16 protein-coding genes and 6 tRNA genes are annotated in these 17,596 nt (G+C 38.4%); 5 read left to right on the top strand and 17 right to left on the bottom strand.

The genetic code is table 11. From position 1 onward, the window contains the following. Positions 1-202: 202 nt before the first annotated feature. From ppdK to V7124_RS23395, 6 genes are all read right to left on the bottom strand, one after another. Complete coding sequence (gene ppdK, locus V7124_RS23420) at positions 203-2,872, bottom strand: pyruvate, phosphate dikinase (RefSeq protein ID WP_335493956.1); 2,670 nt, start codon at positions 2,870-2,872, stop codon at positions 203-205. A 2-nt stretch (positions 2,873-2,874) separates the two neighbouring features. Then, a complete protein-coding gene (locus V7124_RS23415; RefSeq protein WP_335412877.1) occupies positions 2,875-3,702 on the bottom strand; it encodes a pyruvate, water dikinase regulatory protein in 828 nt (275 codons plus the stop codon). Between the two features lie 5 nt (positions 3,703-3,707). Continuing rightward, the gene (locus V7124_RS23410) at positions 3,708-4,349 is read right to left on the bottom strand and encodes a helix-turn-helix transcriptional regulator (RefSeq protein ID WP_335412875.1); all 642 of its coding nucleotides are present in this window, start codon (positions 4,347-4,349) and stop codon (positions 3,708-3,710) included. A 257-nt stretch (positions 4,350-4,606) separates the two neighbouring features. Continuing rightward, positions 4,607-5,245: an NAD(P)-dependent oxidoreductase gene (locus V7124_RS23405; protein WP_335493954.1), complete on the bottom strand. Its 639-nt coding sequence runs from the start codon at positions 5,243-5,245 to the stop codon at positions 4,607-4,609. A gap of 19 nt (positions 5,246-5,264) precedes the next feature. Beyond that, positions 5,265-6,326 carry an LLM class flavin-dependent oxidoreductase gene (locus V7124_RS23400; RefSeq protein ID WP_335493952.1) on the bottom strand — a complete coding sequence of 354 codons (1,062 nt, stop codon included), beginning with the start codon at positions 6,324-6,326 and terminating at the stop codon, positions 5,265-5,267. Positions 6,327-6,343: 17 nt separating this feature from the next. Next, positions 6,344-7,195, bottom strand: a complete 852-nt coding sequence (locus tag V7124_RS23395) for a VOC family protein (protein ID WP_335412868.1) — start codon at positions 7,193-7,195, stop codon at positions 6,344-6,346. A 153-nt stretch (positions 7,196-7,348) separates the two neighbouring features. On the opposite strand from V7124_RS23395, the gene V7124_RS23390 reads away from it, so the two are divergent. After that, positions 7,349-7,669 (top strand): winged helix-turn-helix transcriptional regulator, encoded by a 321-nt coding sequence (locus tag V7124_RS23390; RefSeq protein WP_335412865.1) that lies wholly within the window; start codon positions 7,349-7,351, stop codon positions 7,667-7,669. A gap of 258 nt (positions 7,670-7,927) precedes the next feature. Here V7124_RS23390 and V7124_RS23385 read toward each other — a convergent pair whose 3' ends face one another. From V7124_RS23385 to V7124_RS23360, 6 genes are all read right to left on the bottom strand, one after another. Continuing rightward, a complete protein-coding gene (locus tag V7124_RS23385; protein WP_335493949.1) occupies positions 7,928-8,497 on the bottom strand; it encodes a histidine phosphatase family protein in 570 nt (189 codons plus the stop codon). Between the two features lies 1 nt (position 8,498). Continuing rightward, positions 8,499-9,125: an NUDIX hydrolase gene (locus V7124_RS23380; protein ID WP_335493947.1), complete on the bottom strand. Its 627-nt coding sequence runs from the start codon at positions 9,123-9,125 to the stop codon at positions 8,499-8,501. Positions 9,126-9,338: 213 nt separating this feature from the next. Further along, the gene (locus V7124_RS23375) at positions 9,339-10,604 is read right to left on the bottom strand and encodes an MFS transporter (RefSeq protein WP_335493945.1); all 1,266 of its coding nucleotides are present in this window, start codon (positions 10,602-10,604) and stop codon (positions 9,339-9,341) included. Positions 10,605-10,807: 203 nt separating this feature from the next. Beyond that, positions 10,808-10,881 (bottom strand) — tRNA-Gly (locus tag V7124_RS23370). 71 nt (positions 10,882-10,952) lie between these two features. Next, a complete protein-coding gene (locus tag V7124_RS23365) occupies positions 10,953-11,228 on the bottom strand; it encodes a DUF1450 domain-containing protein (RefSeq protein ID WP_335412859.1) in 276 nt (91 codons plus the stop codon). Between the two features lie 135 nt (positions 11,229-11,363). Beyond that, a complete protein-coding gene (locus V7124_RS23360) occupies positions 11,364-11,486 on the bottom strand; it encodes an FbpB family small basic protein (RefSeq protein WP_335412857.1) in 123 nt (40 codons plus the stop codon). Between the two features lie 232 nt (positions 11,487-11,718). Between V7124_RS23360 and V7124_RS23355 the strand changes: the two genes are divergently transcribed. The 4 genes from V7124_RS23355 to V7124_RS23340 all read left to right on the top strand — a co-directional run bounded on the left by V7124_RS23355 (position 11,719) and on the right by V7124_RS23340 (position 16,787). Continuing rightward, complete coding sequence (locus V7124_RS23355; RefSeq protein ID WP_335493943.1) at positions 11,719-12,090, top strand: VOC family protein; 372 nt, start codon at positions 11,719-11,721, stop codon at positions 12,088-12,090. 360 nt (positions 12,091-12,450) lie between these two features. Beyond that, positions 12,451-14,667, top strand: coding sequence for a catalase/peroxidase HPI (gene katG, locus V7124_RS23350; protein ID WP_335493941.1), 2,217 nt, complete (start codon positions 12,451-12,453; stop codon positions 14,665-14,667). Positions 14,668-14,832: 165 nt separating this feature from the next. Then, entirely contained in the window at positions 14,833-15,270 is a 438-nt protein-coding gene (lspA, locus tag V7124_RS23345) for a signal peptidase II (protein WP_335493939.1), read from the top strand. A gap of 143 nt (positions 15,271-15,413) precedes the next feature. Further along, positions 15,414-16,787 (top strand): hypothetical protein, encoded by a 1,374-nt coding sequence (locus V7124_RS23340; RefSeq protein ID WP_335493936.1) that lies wholly within the window; start codon positions 15,414-15,416, stop codon positions 16,785-16,787. Between the two features lie 235 nt (positions 16,788-17,022). On the opposite strand, the gene V7124_RS23335 is transcribed toward V7124_RS23340, so the two are convergent. From V7124_RS23335 to V7124_RS23315, 5 genes are all read right to left on the bottom strand, one after another. Further along, a tRNA-Leu gene (locus V7124_RS23335) sits at positions 17,023-17,104 on the bottom strand. Positions 17,105-17,111: 7 nt separating this feature from the next. Further along, positions 17,112-17,185 (bottom strand) — tRNA-Trp (locus V7124_RS23330). 64 nt (positions 17,186-17,249) lie between these two features. Continuing rightward, positions 17,250-17,334, bottom strand: a tRNA-Tyr gene (locus tag V7124_RS23325). A gap of 28 nt (positions 17,335-17,362) precedes the next feature. Next, positions 17,363-17,455: transfer RNA gene (locus V7124_RS23320), tRNA-Ser, on the bottom strand. A gap of 37 nt (positions 17,456-17,492) precedes the next feature. Then, positions 17,493-17,569 (bottom strand) — tRNA-Met (locus tag V7124_RS23315). Between the last annotated feature and the right edge of the window lie 27 nt (positions 17,570-17,596).

The following is a 17,596-nucleotide window of genomic DNA, read 5'->3' as shown; positions in this document are numbered from 1 at the left end:
TACTATACACCTTTTATCTCTGTCAACAACTTTTCAAAATATACTCCCTATTTTAATTTTTCTGAAATCTATAATTTTTGTAAACGAAAATTAGCAAATGTTCTGTAAAAGTTAGCATAAAAAATGACTATCAAAGCAATTTGATAGTCATTTTTATTTAGATTTTTACTGTTTTCATTCCAGGTTAAAATTGTTTATCAATTTAAGCCGTAGTATAAACTTCTTCCTTATTGGATTCATGACGAATCGTTGCTTGTGCGGCAGCCAATCTTGCCAGCGGCACACGGTAAGGAGAGCAACTTACATAATCCAGACCGGTTTTGTAGCAGAAATCAATCGATGTTTTTTCGCCGCCATGTTCACCACAAATACCTGTTTTTAACGTTGGCTTTGCTTCACGACCAAGCCTTACACCCATTTCTACTAATCTGCCAACACCTTCTTGATCAAGGACCGCAAATGGATTTTCTGGCAGGACTTTATTTTCAATATAGTTCTGAAGGAACTTTCCTTCTGCGTCATCACGACTGTATCCAAATGTTGTTTGAGTTAGGTCATTTGTACCAAAAGAGAAGAAATCTGCTTCTTCGGCAATTTGGTCAGCAGTAAGTGCTGCACGTGGAATCTCAATCATCGTTCCAATCGTATATTCAAATTGCTTTCCTGTTTCTTCCTGTACCTTTTCGGCAGCATCTACCACAAGCTGGCGCATTTGCTTCAACTCATTCACATGTCCAACAAGCGGGATCATAATCTCAGGCTGCACTTCCATTCCTTTATCCGCTAGCTTCGCAGCTGCATAGAAAATTGCCTTTGCTTGCATTTCATAAATTTCAGGGTAAACCATACCAAGTCGGCAGCCACGATGGCCAAGCATTGGGTTGAATTCATCTAATTGGCGAACCTTTTTCAACAATAACTCTTTTTTCTTGAGCTCTGGTGAAGAAGGATCCAAAATTTGCAGCTTTGTTACTTCAACTAAAAGTTCTTCCTTATCTGGTAAGAATTCGTGTAATGGTGGATCAAGTAAACGAATCGTAACTGGGAATCCTTGCATCGCTTCAAAAATCCCTTCAAAATCACCTTGCTGCATTGGCAATAGCTCATCAAGCGCTTCCTTACGCTCATTGAAGCTTTCAGCTAAAATCATTTTTTGAACAATTGGAATTCGCTTTAAGTCCATAAACATATGCTCTGTTCGGCACAAGCCAATTCCGCCAGCACCGAATTCAAACGCTTTTCGTGCATCCTCTGGATTATCGGCATTCGCACGGACGCCAATTTTACGCTCCTGGTCCGCCCAAGCCAATAATAATTGGAACTCATCGGAAAGCTGTGGTTCAATCATAGGAATTTCCCCAAGCATGATTTCACCTGTAGAACCATCAATGGTAATCACATCACCGTAATTTATAACTTTCTCTTCAACGGTAAATTGTTTTGCTTTTACATCAATTTTTAGAGCTTCACATCCGCAAATACACGCTTTACCCATACCACGTGCCACCACTGCTGCGTGACTCGTCATACCGCCACGGCTCGTTAAGATTGCTTGCGCTGCAACGATGCCATGAATATCATCAGGAGTAGTTTCCGGACGGACGAGAATGACCTTTTTACCAGCATTCCCTAATTCCTCCGCCTCGTCAGCATCAAACACTACTTGACCAGTAGCAGCCCCAGGTGATGCTGGCAGACCTTTTGCTAACAATGTACGTTCATATTTATCATCAATTCGACGGTGAAGCAGCTGGTTTAATTGATCGGGATCTACACGAAGCAAGGCGGTCTTTTTGTCAATAATTCCTTCCTCCACCATTTCAACCGCAATGCGAATTGCAGCTTGTGCCGTCCGCTTACCATTACGGGTTTGGAGAATAAATAATTTTCCGCGCTCTACCGTAAATTCAATATCCTGCATTTCCTGATAATGCTGCTCCAGACGTTTGCATGTATCAGCAAATTGCTTGAATACGGCTGGCATTTCGTCTTTTAACGTTTGAATCGGCTGCGGCGTCCGAATTCCTGCTACCACATCTTCACCTTGTGCATTGATTAAATACTCACCATAAAGTACATGCTCGCCCGTTGATGGATTTCGAGTAAACGCTACTCCTGTTCCTGAATCGTCTCCCATGTTACCGAATACCATACTTTGAATATTTACTGCTGTTCCGAGGTGATCTGGAATTTTATTCAAGCGGCGGTAGACGATGGCACGTTGATTATTCCAAGAGTCAAACACCGCGTTAATTGCCAGAAATAGCTGTTCCTTCGGATCCTGCGGAAAGTCTTTTTTTGTATGTTTTTTTACAATTCCTTTATAGCCTTCAATAACTTCTTTCCAGTCTTCAGCGGTCATTTCTGGATCCGCATGATAGCCTTTCTGCTCACGTGTTTCTTCTAATAATTGTTCAAAATAATACGTATTGATATCTAGGACGACATTACTGAACATTTGAATGAAACGACGGTAAGAGTCATAGGCAAAACGAGGATTGTTGGTTAAATCCCCCATTCCAATTACTGTTTCATCATTCATACCCAGGTTTAGGACGGTATCCATCATCCCCGGCATTGAAAATACTGAACCTGACCGTACAGAAACGAGTAATGGATTTTTTGCATCCCCTAGTTTTTTCCCCATTTTTTCTTCGAGGTTAGTGAGGGCACCTAAAACTTGACTTTCTACGATAGATGGAATGGTTTTTCCTGCATCATAATAGGCATTACAAGCTTGTGTTGAAATGGTAAAACCATAAGGAACGGGTAAGCCAATACGTGTCATTTCTGCTAGGTTTGCCCCTTTTCCTCCAAGCGTCTCCTTCATATTTCCATTTCCTTCATGAAACAAGTAAACGAATTTTTCCATCATCATAAGCTCCTCTCTTTCTTCAACACTTCTAAAATTAAACCCGCTGTTTCTTCAATTGCCTTATTGGAAACATTGATAATTGGACAGCCTACTCGCTTCATAATTTTTTCAGCATAATCCAGTTCATCAAGAATTCTCTCGAAGCTTGCGTAACTTGCTTGGGACCCTAAACCTAATGCCTTAAGTCGTTCAATACGGATCTCGTTTAATTTATCTGGTGAAATAATTAGCCCAATACAATTTTTTCTTGGGATTTCGAACAGTTCATCCGGTGCTGGGACCTCTGGGACTAAGGGAACATTCGCAACCTTAAAGCGTTTATGTGCCAAATACATCGATAGTGGTGTCTTTGACGTCCTTGAAACACCTATCAGGACGATATCAGCTTTCAGAATTCCTCTTGGATCGCGTCCATCATCATATTTGACAGCAAATTCAATGGCTTCTATTTTTCTAAAATACTCTTCATCTAGCTTTCTCATTAAGCCTGGCTGGTGATGAGGCTTTTTGTTAAAACTAGTGGTGAATGCATTCATCAACGGACTTAGCAAATCGACGGCGATAATGTTCTCTTCTGTTGCACGCCGATCTAAATATTCCTTTAAAACTGGCACGACAATTGTATAGGCGATAATCGCCTTACCTATTTTTGCTAGAATCATAATATCCTCAATGTCTTCTAAATCTTCAACATAGGAATTTCGGCGAATCTCAACATTACCACCGTTAAATTGTGTTGCTACAGCTTTTACCACAAACTCTGCCGTTTCCCCAACAGAGTCTGAAACCACATAAACAACTTCCTTCTCTCCTAAAATCGTTGCCAACCCCTTTATACTGAATTTTGCTCCATTATTTCTAGATATGCTCGTGTAATCGTTGTTTTGGTAATCCGACCGACAAGTAAATATGTATGGTTTCCAGGATTAACTTCTTTCACAACCGGTAAGGAGTCAATGTGATTGGTGATCATCTTATTAGCAGCTTCCAGCAATGTTTCTTCGAGAGTAATCGTAATGATGTTAGGCATTCTGGTCATGATGACGCTGCAAGGAAGTTCTTGTAAGTCTTGATTGCCAATAGCTGTCCGCAGCAAATCTTTTCTAGAGATGACTCCTGCTAAATACCCGCTGCTGTCTACCGTATAAAGTGTACCAACATCCTCTAAAAATAATTGAACAATCGCATCATATACAGAAGTGGATTTTTCAACTACGATGGGATGAGCTTTATAATCGGCAACTTTTTGATGCAGAAATTTTTCTGCCTGGAGCTTTACTTCATAATTATGATTGAAAAAATAACCAACGCGCGGTCTGGCATCCAAATTTCCTGCCATCGTTAAGATCGCTAAGTCTGGTCTTAATGCAGCTCTTGTTAATGAGAGCTTTTCTGCAATTTGTTGTCCCGTAATCGGTCCACTTTCTTTCACAATCCTCAAAATTTCGTCTTGGCGTTTCGACAGTTTAATCACATTGACCCCCTTTTCAATTTAATTTACGCTATTGTGTTATACTTATTAATATTTAGTATATAACATTTATACAATAAGCGATACTATTTGTACAACATATTTTTTGTCAAAATAGTTAATTATTTAAAATCCAATTTATTCCATGAATCCCCCATTTTTAAGAGCATCAAGAAGTACTTGTCTTATCGACATATAGATTAAAACAAAAAACACTCACAAACGTTGATGTTACAACATTTGTGAGTGTTTTTAGAATTTTATTCTGCTTCTCCAACTACCGTAAATCGCTCATTTACATGCTTCGGATTTTCGACTTCATCTACTACTGCTAATGCAAAGTCAGCATAGCTGATATAACTTTCACCTTTTGAATTAACCAGAAGATGATCTTTCCCTGACTGATAAGATCCTGTTCTTTTTCCTTCTGCATCAAATACAGCAGAAGGGCTGATAAATGTCCATGTTAAGTCCGTTGACTCCTGTAATTCTTGCAGGTTTCTTCCTTGGCCTAAAGCCGTTGGTTTTACAAAATCCGGAAATTCAGGAGTATCAATTAATCTTATCGTTTTGTTCTCGTCGACAAAAAGACTTCCTGCTCCGCCGACAACGATTAATTTGGTAGTTGTTCCTTTAAGTGCCTCGATTAACGCATGACCTGCATCCACATGTGCTTTTTCCTCACCAAGCGGAGCACCAAAGGCATTGATGACAACATCAAAAGTTTTTAAATCACTGGTTGTTAAATCGAAAACATTTTTCTCAATGACGGCTACATTTTTATCTTGAAGTTTAGACGCGTCTCGTACGATTGCCGTTACTTGATGTCCTCTAGTTACTGCCTCTTTCAAAATAAGGTTTCCTGCTTTTCCACTTGCTCCAACAATTGCGATGTTCATTCTAAATTCCTCCTACTTGTTATTTACTTGTTGCCTTTCTAACTGCTGGTGCAACCTCTGTAGCTAATAATTCAATATTTTCAGCTACTTTATTAAAAGGTAATCCCCCTATATCAACTTGGGCTAGGAAACGTGTGTGGCCAAAAAGTTCATGTTGCCTAAGAACTTTCTCGACAATTTGCTGAGGGCTGCCTACGAACAATGCTGTATTTGGACTTGCCATATGCTCGAAATCCTCCCTCGACATTCTCGTTCCCATGCCTCTTTGGCGATTCACATAGGACCAATAATTTGAATAGTAAGGAAAGAACTCATCTTTAGCTTGATTCGTTGTAGTCGCGATATAAGCATGCCCCGTTACCCCCACTTTTAAAACTTCAGGGGAATGTCCTGCTTCTAATCCAGCCTTACGATAAATGTCTACAAGCGGCTTAAAACGAAATGGATCACCGCCTAAAATGGCCAGTGCCATGCCTACCCCGAATCTCCCGGCTCGAACGGCACTCTCAGGTGTTCCACCAACGCCAATCCAAATTGGTATTTGCTCCTGTACAGGGCGTGGTGAGATTTCCGCATCCCTTAAAGCTGAACGATAATCCCCCGACCAAGTAACCCTTTCATTTCTATTAAGTTGTAGAAGCAAATCCATATGTTCGGAAAAAAGCTCATCATAATCATTTGTGCTATATCCGAATAGAGGGAATGATTCTATAAAGGCACCCCTGCCTGCTAAGATTTCTGCACGTCCGTCTGATAACAAATCCAAGGTTGCAAAATCCTCGAATAAGCGTACGGGGTCGAGTGTACTTAGCACACTTGTCGTACTTGTTAATTTAATACGGTTGGTTACCTGTGCAATGGCAGATAAAATAACGGCTGGAGATGAGACAGCATAATCTAACCGATGGTGTTCCCCTACTCCAAAGACATCCAATCCAGCTTCATCAGCTAGCTTTGCTGCTTGAATAATCTCTTTCACTCTCTGCTGGGCAGTAATCGTTTTACCTGTTAGAGGATCAGGGCCAATATCTGCAAGTGTGTAGATACCAATTTCAATGCCGTTTTCTTTACTAGTAGACAATTGGATTCCTCCCAATTTTATATTGCTAACTCCACTCGATTTCCAGATGGATCATGCGTTACAAATTTATTGTTTTCTTCCGTAACGTTCGCACCAATCCGTCTCAAATTGCTTACTACTTGAGAACGTGTTTCTTCATCAGACAAAATGAGTGTGAAAGATTCCAAGCCAACGCTATTTTTTGCAGGGGTTGGTGCTCCTACCCCATTCCATGTATTAAGGCCAATATGATGGTGGTATTTTCCAGCCGAAATGAAAAGTGCCTGGCTGCCATATCGATTGACGACATCAAATCCAAGTCCTTTTACATAAAATTCTTCTGTTTTTTTCAATTCAGAAACATGTAAATGAATATGCCCCATTACCGTTCCCACTGGCATTCCATTCCAAGTCTTGCCCGGGATAACAGTGGTTAAGAGATTTTTAAAATCAAGTGGATCAACGGCCATCGCCACTTCTTCACCTTTCCAGCTCCATTTAGATGGAGCCCGATCGATATAAATTTCAATACCATTTCCATCAGGATCATCTAAATACAACGCCTCACTTACAAGGTGATCAGAAGAACCAAATTTTATTCCCTTATTCACCAAATGAACAACAATATTAGCTAAATCAGATCTATTAGGTAAAAGAATAGCAAAATGATATAAACCTGTCGTTCTTCCTTTTTTCGGTTTAACGTTTTCAGGTTGTTCCAGTGACAAAATACTAGTTTTACCATCACTTGTTAGCTTTATGGTTGAAGCTGTTTGTTCTAAAATATCAAAACCAAGAACATCTTGATAAAATGTTAAAGAACGCTGCAAGTTTTCTACCTTGATTTTGACATGCCCTACAAATGTAGTTGGTTTAGTATGAAAGCCCATTTAATAGTCCTCCTAGGATTTTAAAAATTTTTGTTTATATACTTACTTTATGTAACTAAGTATATTTGTGTAATTAGTTTTTGTCAAGAAACTAGGTTTATATTTGTTACTCTTTTGTGGTATACTAATTTATATAGAGAGGTGTTAGAAAAAATGAAGCAGCCAACTATTTGTCCAAGATTCGAAAAAGCCATTTCGCTTTTAAGTCAACGATGGACTGCATTAGTCATTTATCGATTATTGTCAGGACCGCAACGATTCAGTGAAATCCAATCAGCAATTGGTATCAGTGGAAAAGTATTATCGGAGCGTTTAAAGGATTTAGAACAGCAAGGAATTGTAACACGTAAGGTTATTCCAGAAATGCCTGTCGTTATAGAATACTCATTAACAGAAAAAGGACATTCTCTTGAACCAATTTTAAGGGAGATTGAAAACTGGTCTCAGCTTTGGATTCCACCTTTAGCTGAGTGATCCTACTATATTTCATCACAAAAAAGACATTTCCATGGTGAATCCTAATCGATATCACAGGTGAAGATGTCTTTTTTCCTGTAGTAGGGCAGGAAATTCAAAAAATACAGAGGTGTATACTTAACAAAAAAAAGCACAGTTTCTTAAACTGAGCTCTTTCCACTGTTTTATCTAAAGTCTTTTCCTCATAATGGTATAAAGTTTCCTTCCTTGAAACCAAAATGCCATAAAAAAGTGCACTAACATTTCCTCTTGCCCTTAGTTGGATACAAAATATGTATTACATTGCCAATGCTTTGCTTCCCTTTTTCTTTTACCTTTCCAACCCTTTTTCTCCAACTCTTTAGCTATTAACATATTAAAAAAGCCGTGGCCAACTAATATTACCGATTGATATTTACATGCATAATCAATTAACTGTTGAGATGCCTCTTTTGCTCTGAGCTTTGCTACAATTAATGATTCACATTCGGTGGAAACACCAATAAACCATAGGGATCTTAGAATGACTGCCCAAACACTCGGTCTTAATTTAACATCAATTAATTTTAATGAAAAAGTAGGTAATTCAACTTCTCGAAATAAAGGGTCATTAATTATATTTACTTTTGGATTTAATAACTTGGCCGACTCTATTGCCCTAGTTAAATCACTGGTGATAACTATTTTTGCTGCTAAAATTTTTTCTTTTGTATCCGAGGGATATAATGATTCTTCAAACACTCCACTATTATCATACTTTTCAACCCACTTTTTGAACTCCTTGACAGTCATACTGTTGTTTTCTGTAACTAGTGATTTTCCATGTCTAATCAATGAAATTTCCATATTATACCCCATAGTTGACTTTAATTTTTTCGATAACAGTCTTATAAAATTTAATTTGATGAGGTACAAATTTATTTCTCCCTACATTCTCATCAATTAAAATTTTATTTCCATCTTTCTTTATTTCAAAACCACTTATCCTAATTGATTCTCTATCACCAAACCAAAGTTCAGCAAAATGGATAAATTCAGCTTTGACAATTCCCGCAACTTCTTCTTCCTGAAGAGTAAAGTCATCAAAGGATTTTTTACTTTTATACAAAAATACGTTTGCTATTTCCTTATCTATAAAATCTTCTCTTATCACACAGTAGTCTATTATTCCCAACGGTATTAATTCCTGAAAGGATATTTCAACCCCGACCTCTTCCTTAATCTCTCTTACGCCATCTTGAACTGTTTCATTAGCCAGTAAATGCCCAGCCGCAGTAATATCCAAAAGGTTAGGATAGTCCTTTTTTGTACTACTACGGAGTTGTAAATAAATATAATCAGTTCCCTTTTCTTTACTAATAAACCAACAGTGAAAAGCTTCGTGCCAATACCCAAGTCTATGTACATCTTCACGAGTAGCAACGCCTATTTGATTTCTATGCACATCAAAAATTTTTAATTGTTCATATTCCATACATTCATCCCCATAATGTATTATATCTAATTAGATACTAACCTTTACGAAGAAAGCATGTGTATTTAGGTGCTTTCTTTTTTCACGAATTAGATTATTGTTTCAATGAATTCCGAACTCTTTTTGAACTACCACTGCACTCACCCTGCTCGTCAGTGAAAAAGCGTTACTGCTTTTTAAAGAAACGCAGCTATCATAAATTGAACATAAAGATTAAGACGTACTCAAAACAGTCTTTTTGACTATTTCCTCTTTAATTATCACGACACCTATAAACCCCACTATTGAAAAGAGAATAGGTATGATAAATCCATAATGATAGCCAATGTTTATAGAATGTTGAGGAAATAGATCTAGTATATATCCAAAAACAATCGGCAATAGAACAGCACTTAAAAATCCTCCCATATTGGCAAATCCTGTTACAACCCCTACTTCTTTCATCGGGAAAGATTGTCTAACCACCGCAAAAGTTAATGAGCTTGCTCCACTACCAAAACCTATGATAAAAAGCAAAACCACTACCACAATAAATGGCGGTTTCACGCCTGTTAAAAAAAGCACCAGCCAGCTACTCAAAACAATTATATGAATAAGGGTGTAGATTTTTTTAATCGAATTCAGTCTACTAGTAACCCAGCCAATGAAAGGTCCACCAATCATCGCTCCAAAAAGACCATACATGATAAGCTGACTTGCCTCTGAAAGCGATAGACCCAATACATGGATTCCATATGGAACTCCCCATGAACCAATAAATCCAATATAGGTTCCGACTAAACCAAAGTGACAGAGGAAGGTTGCCCATGCTTGACGAGTAGAAAACATTCGGCGAAGTATTAGCCAAATACTTTCTCGTTCTCTAGCGGCCATCTTCTTACCTTTGGAATCATCTTTAAAGATTTTTTCAGGCTTTGAAACGAGAACGTTATATAAAACATAGGAAAATACCACTAAAATAATTCCTATGGTAAGAAATGTAGTTCTCCAGCCTGAGAATGAAATCCACATTGAAAAAGGAACGGTAGCTGCTAGTGAACCAAGACCCGCAACCAGAGAAATCATTCCTAACAATCTAACAAATTCGTTTGCCTTAAACCACTGATTTAAGATTAAAATCAAGTTAACAAAAATAGTTGCATCCCCCGTACCAACTAAAAAGCGAGAGAAAATCATCACATATTCATTGGGTGAAACACTGTAGAGAAGGCTCCCTAGCCCGGTAAGAAGTGTACCGATAATTAGAAATCTATTGGGACCGTATCGATCAGATAATAACCCAGCAGGTATTTGAAATCCTGCATAGGCTAAAAATTGAATACTGCTCATAAGGCCTATAACAGAAGCTGACACGTGAAAGTCTTTCATTAATTGATCGGTAATTAGCCCTGGAGCTGTCCTTTGACTGACAATTAAAAAGTAAGCAAATAAAACGGTACCAAATACTACCCATCGATAGCCGCTTTCCTGTTTTTTCATTTTGATGTATTTCTCCCCAATCTCGTATATTCACTTATGATCATTCTACTATCCAAGTTGACGATGGTAAATGATGAACACTCTGCTACTTTGCATAAAATTCCAAACACAAAAAAGCCGAACTTTTAAATGTTCGGCTTATGTATCAATATTAGCGGTACTTCATACCTTATAAGGCGTACGCTCTAGGCTTGTAGTTTGTTTGGAGCGGGTGATGGGAATCGAACCCACAACAACAGCTTGGAAGGCTGTGGTTTTACCACTAAACTACACCCGCAAATAGAAGCCATTTTTAAATCCCAAAGAAATAATATAAAAAATTATAACATCTTACCCATGACTTGTACATTACCCTTTATCCGTTTCGAGTTGTTTAAATCTCTTTAATAATTGTGCTGAATCATCAGCCACAATAAATTCCCCATTTACAATCGCATAAGGAGATTTCTTACATTCCTCACACCTGCTTTGACAATGGTACTCTTTAAATTCGATATTTTTTTTACTTAGAAAAGCATTATATTCATCTTGTAAATCCTCTGATAAAAACCGGTCTAGGTTTTTTTCACAAAAATCTATTTTTAATTTTTTTTCTTTCGCAAAAAGTTTAGTAATAAAATTCATAGGGTGAACATCTCCACAGCTTGTCATTACATTTAGTATAACAATTTTCCCTTCATATTTCTTCTTTAAAACATGAAAAAGAGCACCCTCTTGTCTTTATTGGCTGCCCCTTCTTAATTACTATTCATGAAGTATTTACCTTTTCGAATGCTTATTATCAATCTTAGCCTCAATTCGTGCCATTGCTTTTAAATCACTTTTTAATTCACGCTTATTATCATTTACTAGTTTTTTAAAGCTAATATTACGTTTTCTCATTTTAACTACCACCTTTCTATGTTTCTATGTTTCTATGTTTCTATATTTCTATTATACCCAAGGTGGAAAGGTTATCATAAGTTAAATATTACAATTTTTTGAACATTTTTAATTTTTTTAGGTGCTAACCCGTTTACTCAACGATTACTACAAGTAGTGGTAAATATTGTTTATTTTATAATACTCAATTATACTTTTACTAGTAATTGAATTAATATGGAGGTAATATTTTTTGAAACTTGGCGCATTTTCTATTAGTTTAAATGTAAAAGACATCCAATTATCAAAATCATTTTACGAAAACCTAGGATTTCAAACATTTGGTGGAGATATAAACCAAAATTGGTTAATTATGAAGAATGGTGATACCATCATTGGTTTATTCCAAGGTATGTTTGAAAAGAACATCCTGACTTTTAATCCCGGATGGAATCAAAATGCTGAAAATCTCGAATCTTTTACTGACATTCGAGACCTCCAAAAGCAACTTAAAGAAAAAGGAGTAAAAATACTCACCAAGGCAGCTGAAACAAGTGAAGGACCCGCACATTTCACACTTGAAGATCCAGATGGGAATCAAATCCTTGTCGATCAACACAGATAAATAAAAAAAGTGCCAGTGCACCATCCATTTTTTGGTTAGTGCACTGGCATTTTTTTCATGCTATTAACTAGATTGAGTTTCAGAAGCTTTTATTGATATGTATTTATTTAGTCTTCTATTTAGTCTTTTGTTTTCATAACCATATATTAATAGACCTTTATCTATTCTTTTGTCCAAGAATTTGTACCACATCCAAGAATAGTTGGTCATGTTGACAAATATATCATTCTCACATGATGATATTACTTTCAACATAATCGATAGTTTATTATAATTAAAGTTGAGAAGAATTTTCCAATTTTTTGTTCTAGAGGGAACTTTCTTCCACCTAATTTTCACAAATAAGGAGGAGCAAAACGTATGACAGACAATGGTAACATTGGAAAGTGCCCGTTTCATGGAAGTGCTACTAGTACAAAAACAAGTGGTACATCAAATCGAGACTGGTGGCCGAACCAGTTGAACTTGAACATTCTCCATCAGCATGACAGAAAATCTAACCCTATGGGAGAAGAATTTGATTATGCAGAAGAATTTAAGAAGTTAGACTACGTCGCTCTCAAACAGGACCTTCGCGATTTAATGACAAACAGTCAAGATTGGTGGCCTGCCGACTATGGACATTATGGTCCATTTTTTATCCGTATGGCTTGGCATGCTGCAGGTACATACCGTACAGGTGATGGTCGGGGTGGAGCTGGAACTGGTAACCAGCGTTTTGCTCCTCTTAATAGTTGGCCTGATAATGGTAACCTTGATAAAGCACGGCGACTGCTTTGGCCAATTAAACAAAAGTATGGCAACAAACTCTCATGGGCTGACTTATTTATACTGACAGGAAATGTCGCCATTGAATCAATGGGAGGAAGAACATTTGGTTTTGGCGGAGGACGCGCAGACATTTGGCATCCAGAAGAAGATATTTATTGGGGTACTGAAACGGAATGGTTAGGTGATAAGCGTTACTCGGGTGATAGAGAGCTTGAGAACCCGCTTGCAGCCGTTCAGATGGGTCTTATCTATGTTAACCCAGAAGGGCCAAACGGAAATCCAGATCCGGTTGCAAGTGGTCGTGACATTCGCGAAACCTTTGCACGTATGGGAATGAACGACGAAGAAACCGTAGCACTAATAGCCGGCGGTCATACATTTGGAAAAGCACACGGTGCTGGAGATGCTGCACATGTTGGTCCTGAACCAGAAGCTGCTCCCATTGAAGCACAGGGCTTAGGGTGGTTAAGTACACACGGCAGCGGTAAAGGTCATGACACCATCACTAGCGGTATTGAAGGTGCTTGGACTGCTAATCCAACCCAGTGGGATAATGGCTTCTTTGATCTATTGTTTGGGTATCAATGGTGGCTTACAAAGAGTCCTGCTGGTGCCTATCAGTGGCTTGCTGTAAATCCTGATGAAAAGGATCTTGCACCGGATGCAGAAGATTCATCGGTTCGTGTTCCGACTATGATGACTACCGCAGATATGGCATTACGGTATGATCCAGAATATGAAAAGATATCTCGTCGATTCCATGAGAATCCAAATGAGTTCGCTGAAGTATTTGCTCGTGCGTGGTTTAAACTAACACATCGTGATATGGGACCACGTACAAGGTATCTTGGCCCAGAAGTTCCTGATGAAGAGCTTATCTGGCAAGATCCAATCCCAGCAGGTAATTATGATTTAACAGATACAGAAGTATCAGAACTAAAAGAAATAATCTTAAATTCAGGACTTACCGTCAGTGAGTTAGTAACAACTGCTTGGGCTTCTGCTAGTACTTTCCGTGGTTCAGATATGCGTGGTGGCGCTAATGGTGCCCGAATCCGCCTTGCTCCACAAAAGGATTGGGAAATAAATCAGCCAGAACTTCTTGAAAAAGTAGTTCAAGTACTGGAAGACATTCAAAGTAAATTAGATATCGAAGTTAGCATTGCCGATTTAATTGTACTGGGTGGCAGTGCTGCGGTAGAACAGGCTGCCCGTAATGCAGGTTTTGATGTAACGGTACCTTTTTCACCTGGACGTGGCGATGCAACTCAAGAGCAAACAGATGTAGACAGCTTTGGAGTACTTGAGCCTGTTGCAGACGGGTTCCGCAACTATCAGAAAGAGCAATACACTGTAAGTCCAGAAGAGCTCCTAGTAGATAAAGCACAACTCTTAAACCTTACTGCACCAGAAATGACCGTACTAATTGGCGGTATGCGTGTCCTAGGTACAAACTACCGTGGAATTGGTCACGGTGTATTCACTGATCGAGTAGGTGCACTTACAAATGACTTCTTTGTTCATTTACTTGATATGGGAGTGGAGTGGAAACCTGTAGATGGAAATGTCTATGAAGGACGTGACCGTATTTCTGGTGAAGTAGTACGTACAGCAACGCGAGTAGACCTAGTGTTCGGCTCAAACTCCGTTTTACGTTCCCTTGCAGAAGTTTATGCTCAGGACGATAACAAAGAGAAGTTTGTGCGTGATTTTATTGCTGCTTGGGTCAAGGTCATGAATGCAGACCGCTTCGACCTTAATACAGTTGACCTTAATCTTAAAGAAGCCAAACTAACAAGTAAGTAATATAAAAAGGAACCCGCCGTCTCAATTGACGGCGGGTTTACTTTTGGAAAGATACCACAGGGACGGTTCTTATGGCTTAAAAGCCACTTAATTAGGAAAGAAAACAGCTTTCAATTATACTGATGACTAGAATACAAATAATCCAGCAGGAAAGAAGGTCTATATATGCTATTTTATGTAATCGCAATTATTGTTTTTGTGTTGGACCAGCTTTCTAAATATCTTGTTCGTATCTACATTGACATAAATGAAAACATTTCTTTGTGGGGTATCTCGCTTACACATATCGAGAATAGTGGGATGGCAGGAGGTTTATTTCAGGGCTATGCACGGCTCTTCGGGGTTGCGGCTGTACTGTTCGTGATCGTTGTTTTATATATTCGTAGAAATGAAGAAATGAAGGGTGCTCTCATCGATAGTAGCTTTGGATTCCTAGTCGGAGGGGCAATTGGAAATGGCATTGACCGGCTTTTGTTTGGGCAGGTGACAGATTTTATACCTCGCTCTGGTGGAATTCTTAACTTAGCCGACCATGCCATTGAGATCGGGGTGTTACTGCTTATTATTTATGTTGTGGTTAGCTGGTGGAAAGATAAGCACTAGGTCTCTTGATAAGCAGTTAGAGCATCCTATGGCTCGTTACCTCTTTAAATAAGAAACTAAATATTATATCGTTCCTTTTTAAATTATTAAGTAAAGAGATTCATAGATATTATCCATTTATTGAAAACACTTTGGAGGCCAACATGAAACATCATCCTTTTTTCCGCTATCTTTATGTATTTTATTCTTTTATATTTATCATCTATATTATTAATGTGTTTATAGTAAGTGAAAGCTTAAATTATATTTTAGGTATCCTTTCCATTATCATATTAATTATTTCATTTCCATTAGCTTCAAGGCTTTTTAAGATTCTTGGGGGGGCATTCCTTGCTATAGGTGGTTTTCTTTATGTTACTACGGGGCAACCTCTGCAAAATGTTCCCGAATTACTAACATCCAATCTATCATTGTTAGCCCTTTTAGCGATGCTGCCTTGGATGAATACAGTCGTTCAAAGCGGCCGATTTGACCGTAGTTTAAATCAACTAATAAAATCAAACGTTTCTGACTTAGGCAAACTGTACCCGCGTAGCTCAATCATTACACATACGTTGGCGGCATTTTTAAATTTACCTGCTGCTACCATCGCTCAAGAAGTATTAAAGACGAATTTTGCTTCACTTAGCAAAGAACTACGCAATTCATTTATTACTACTTCAACACTTAGAGGATATTCATTGGCCCTGGCATGGAGCCCGTTGGAGATTACGTTAGCCGTGGCCATCTTTACTACCGGGGTTGACTATGTTTCTTTATTGCCTTGGTTGCTATTGATTGCGGTGGTCACTCTTTTGGTGGATTCACTATGGGGACGATTTCACTATAAGAAATATTCATATGGGAACGGGTATGAAGATAAACAACAGGATATAAATGTGAAAGAACTAACAAAAAAAATTACCCACTTAATCGTATCTCTTGCCTTGTTTTTAACACTTGTCATTTTATTGGGCAATCTATTTGAGTTAGGTTTCTCTTTAACGGTAACGCTCTTGATTTTCCCATTTGCCTTTGTTTGGTCGATGATCATGAAGAGAAGTCGTCGTTTTTGGGTGATTGGTTGGAATACATGGAAAACTAAGACAAATACCATGCAAAATTTTATCGTCCTTTTTATATCACTATCTTTATTTTCAAACAGTTTAAATGAATCATCGTTCTTAGATTTTATCCAAAAACCAATTTTGCTAGTTTCAGATTACCCGTTTATTTTATTATTTTTATTACAAGCTATTTTTGTTTTCTTAAGTTTGTTTGGAATTCACCCGATAGCCACTGTTGGTATTTTAACTGGGATTATTACGCCTTTATTAGCAATTATGAACCCGGTCAGTATTGCTATTGTTTTGATAACTGGCTCTGTAGCTACATTCACAGTAGGAACTTATGGTTTGCTCGTTACACTGACTTCGGTAAATTTAGAACAGAGTCCATACCGAATTACTTTGAAAAACATGCCGTTTGCCTTGTTTACTGGTCTAATTGGTACCTTTGTTGCTTATTTCCTTTTATAAATGAATCGCGAATAACAATAGTAAAACATATCTTTCATCTACCTCCTGTCTATCATACGAAAAACCTCGGCATGTCCGAGGTTTTAAAGTTAGTAATACATTGTTAATAACCTTCTTATTTTGGTCACTGCACATTTCCTCTGCACTTTTGGTGGTTATTTCATCGTGTAAATTAAACACAAAAAAGCTCCATGCAATTAAGCGCATGAAGCCTTGATAATACTGATTTTCATGATACCGGTGGTCGGGGTCGAACCGACACTCCTCACGGAACACGATTTTGAGTCGTGCGCGTCTGCCAATTCCGCCACACCGGCAAATCATTGGCAGGGGTAGTAGGAATTGAACCCACACCAAAGGTTTTGGAGACCTTCGTTCTACCTTTAAACTATACCCCTAATATAAAAGCTTGGTTATTTAACTTTGTAAAAAAATTTGGTTATTTTGCTTCGCAAAAAACTTTGGTGGAGGGGGACGGATTCGAACCGCCGAACCCGGAGGGAGCGGATTTACAGTCCGCCGCGTTTAGCCACTTCGCTACCCCTCCACATTAGAGAAATTACTTATTAAATTTATGGAGGAGGAAGAGGGATTCGAACCCCCGCGCGGTTTGACCCGCCTGTCGGTTTTCAAGACCGATCCCTTCAGCCAGACTTGGGTATTCCTCCAAATAAAAAAGTAAATGATTACTGTGTTACTAAAAATTGGTAGCGGCGAAGGGAGTCGAACCCCCGACCTTTCGGGTATGAACCGAACGCTCTAGCCAGCTGAGCTACACCGCCAAAATTTTAAAGAATGGTCGGGAAGAC

The sequence above is a fragment of the Neobacillus niacini genome, from assembly GCF_036961885.1.
GTDB classification, from domain to species: Bacteria; Bacillota; Bacilli; order Bacillales; family Cytobacillaceae; genus Neobacillus; species Neobacillus niacini_H.
Note: the sequence above shows the minus strand (reverse complement) of the source record. Positions and strands in the feature narration are given on the sequence as shown.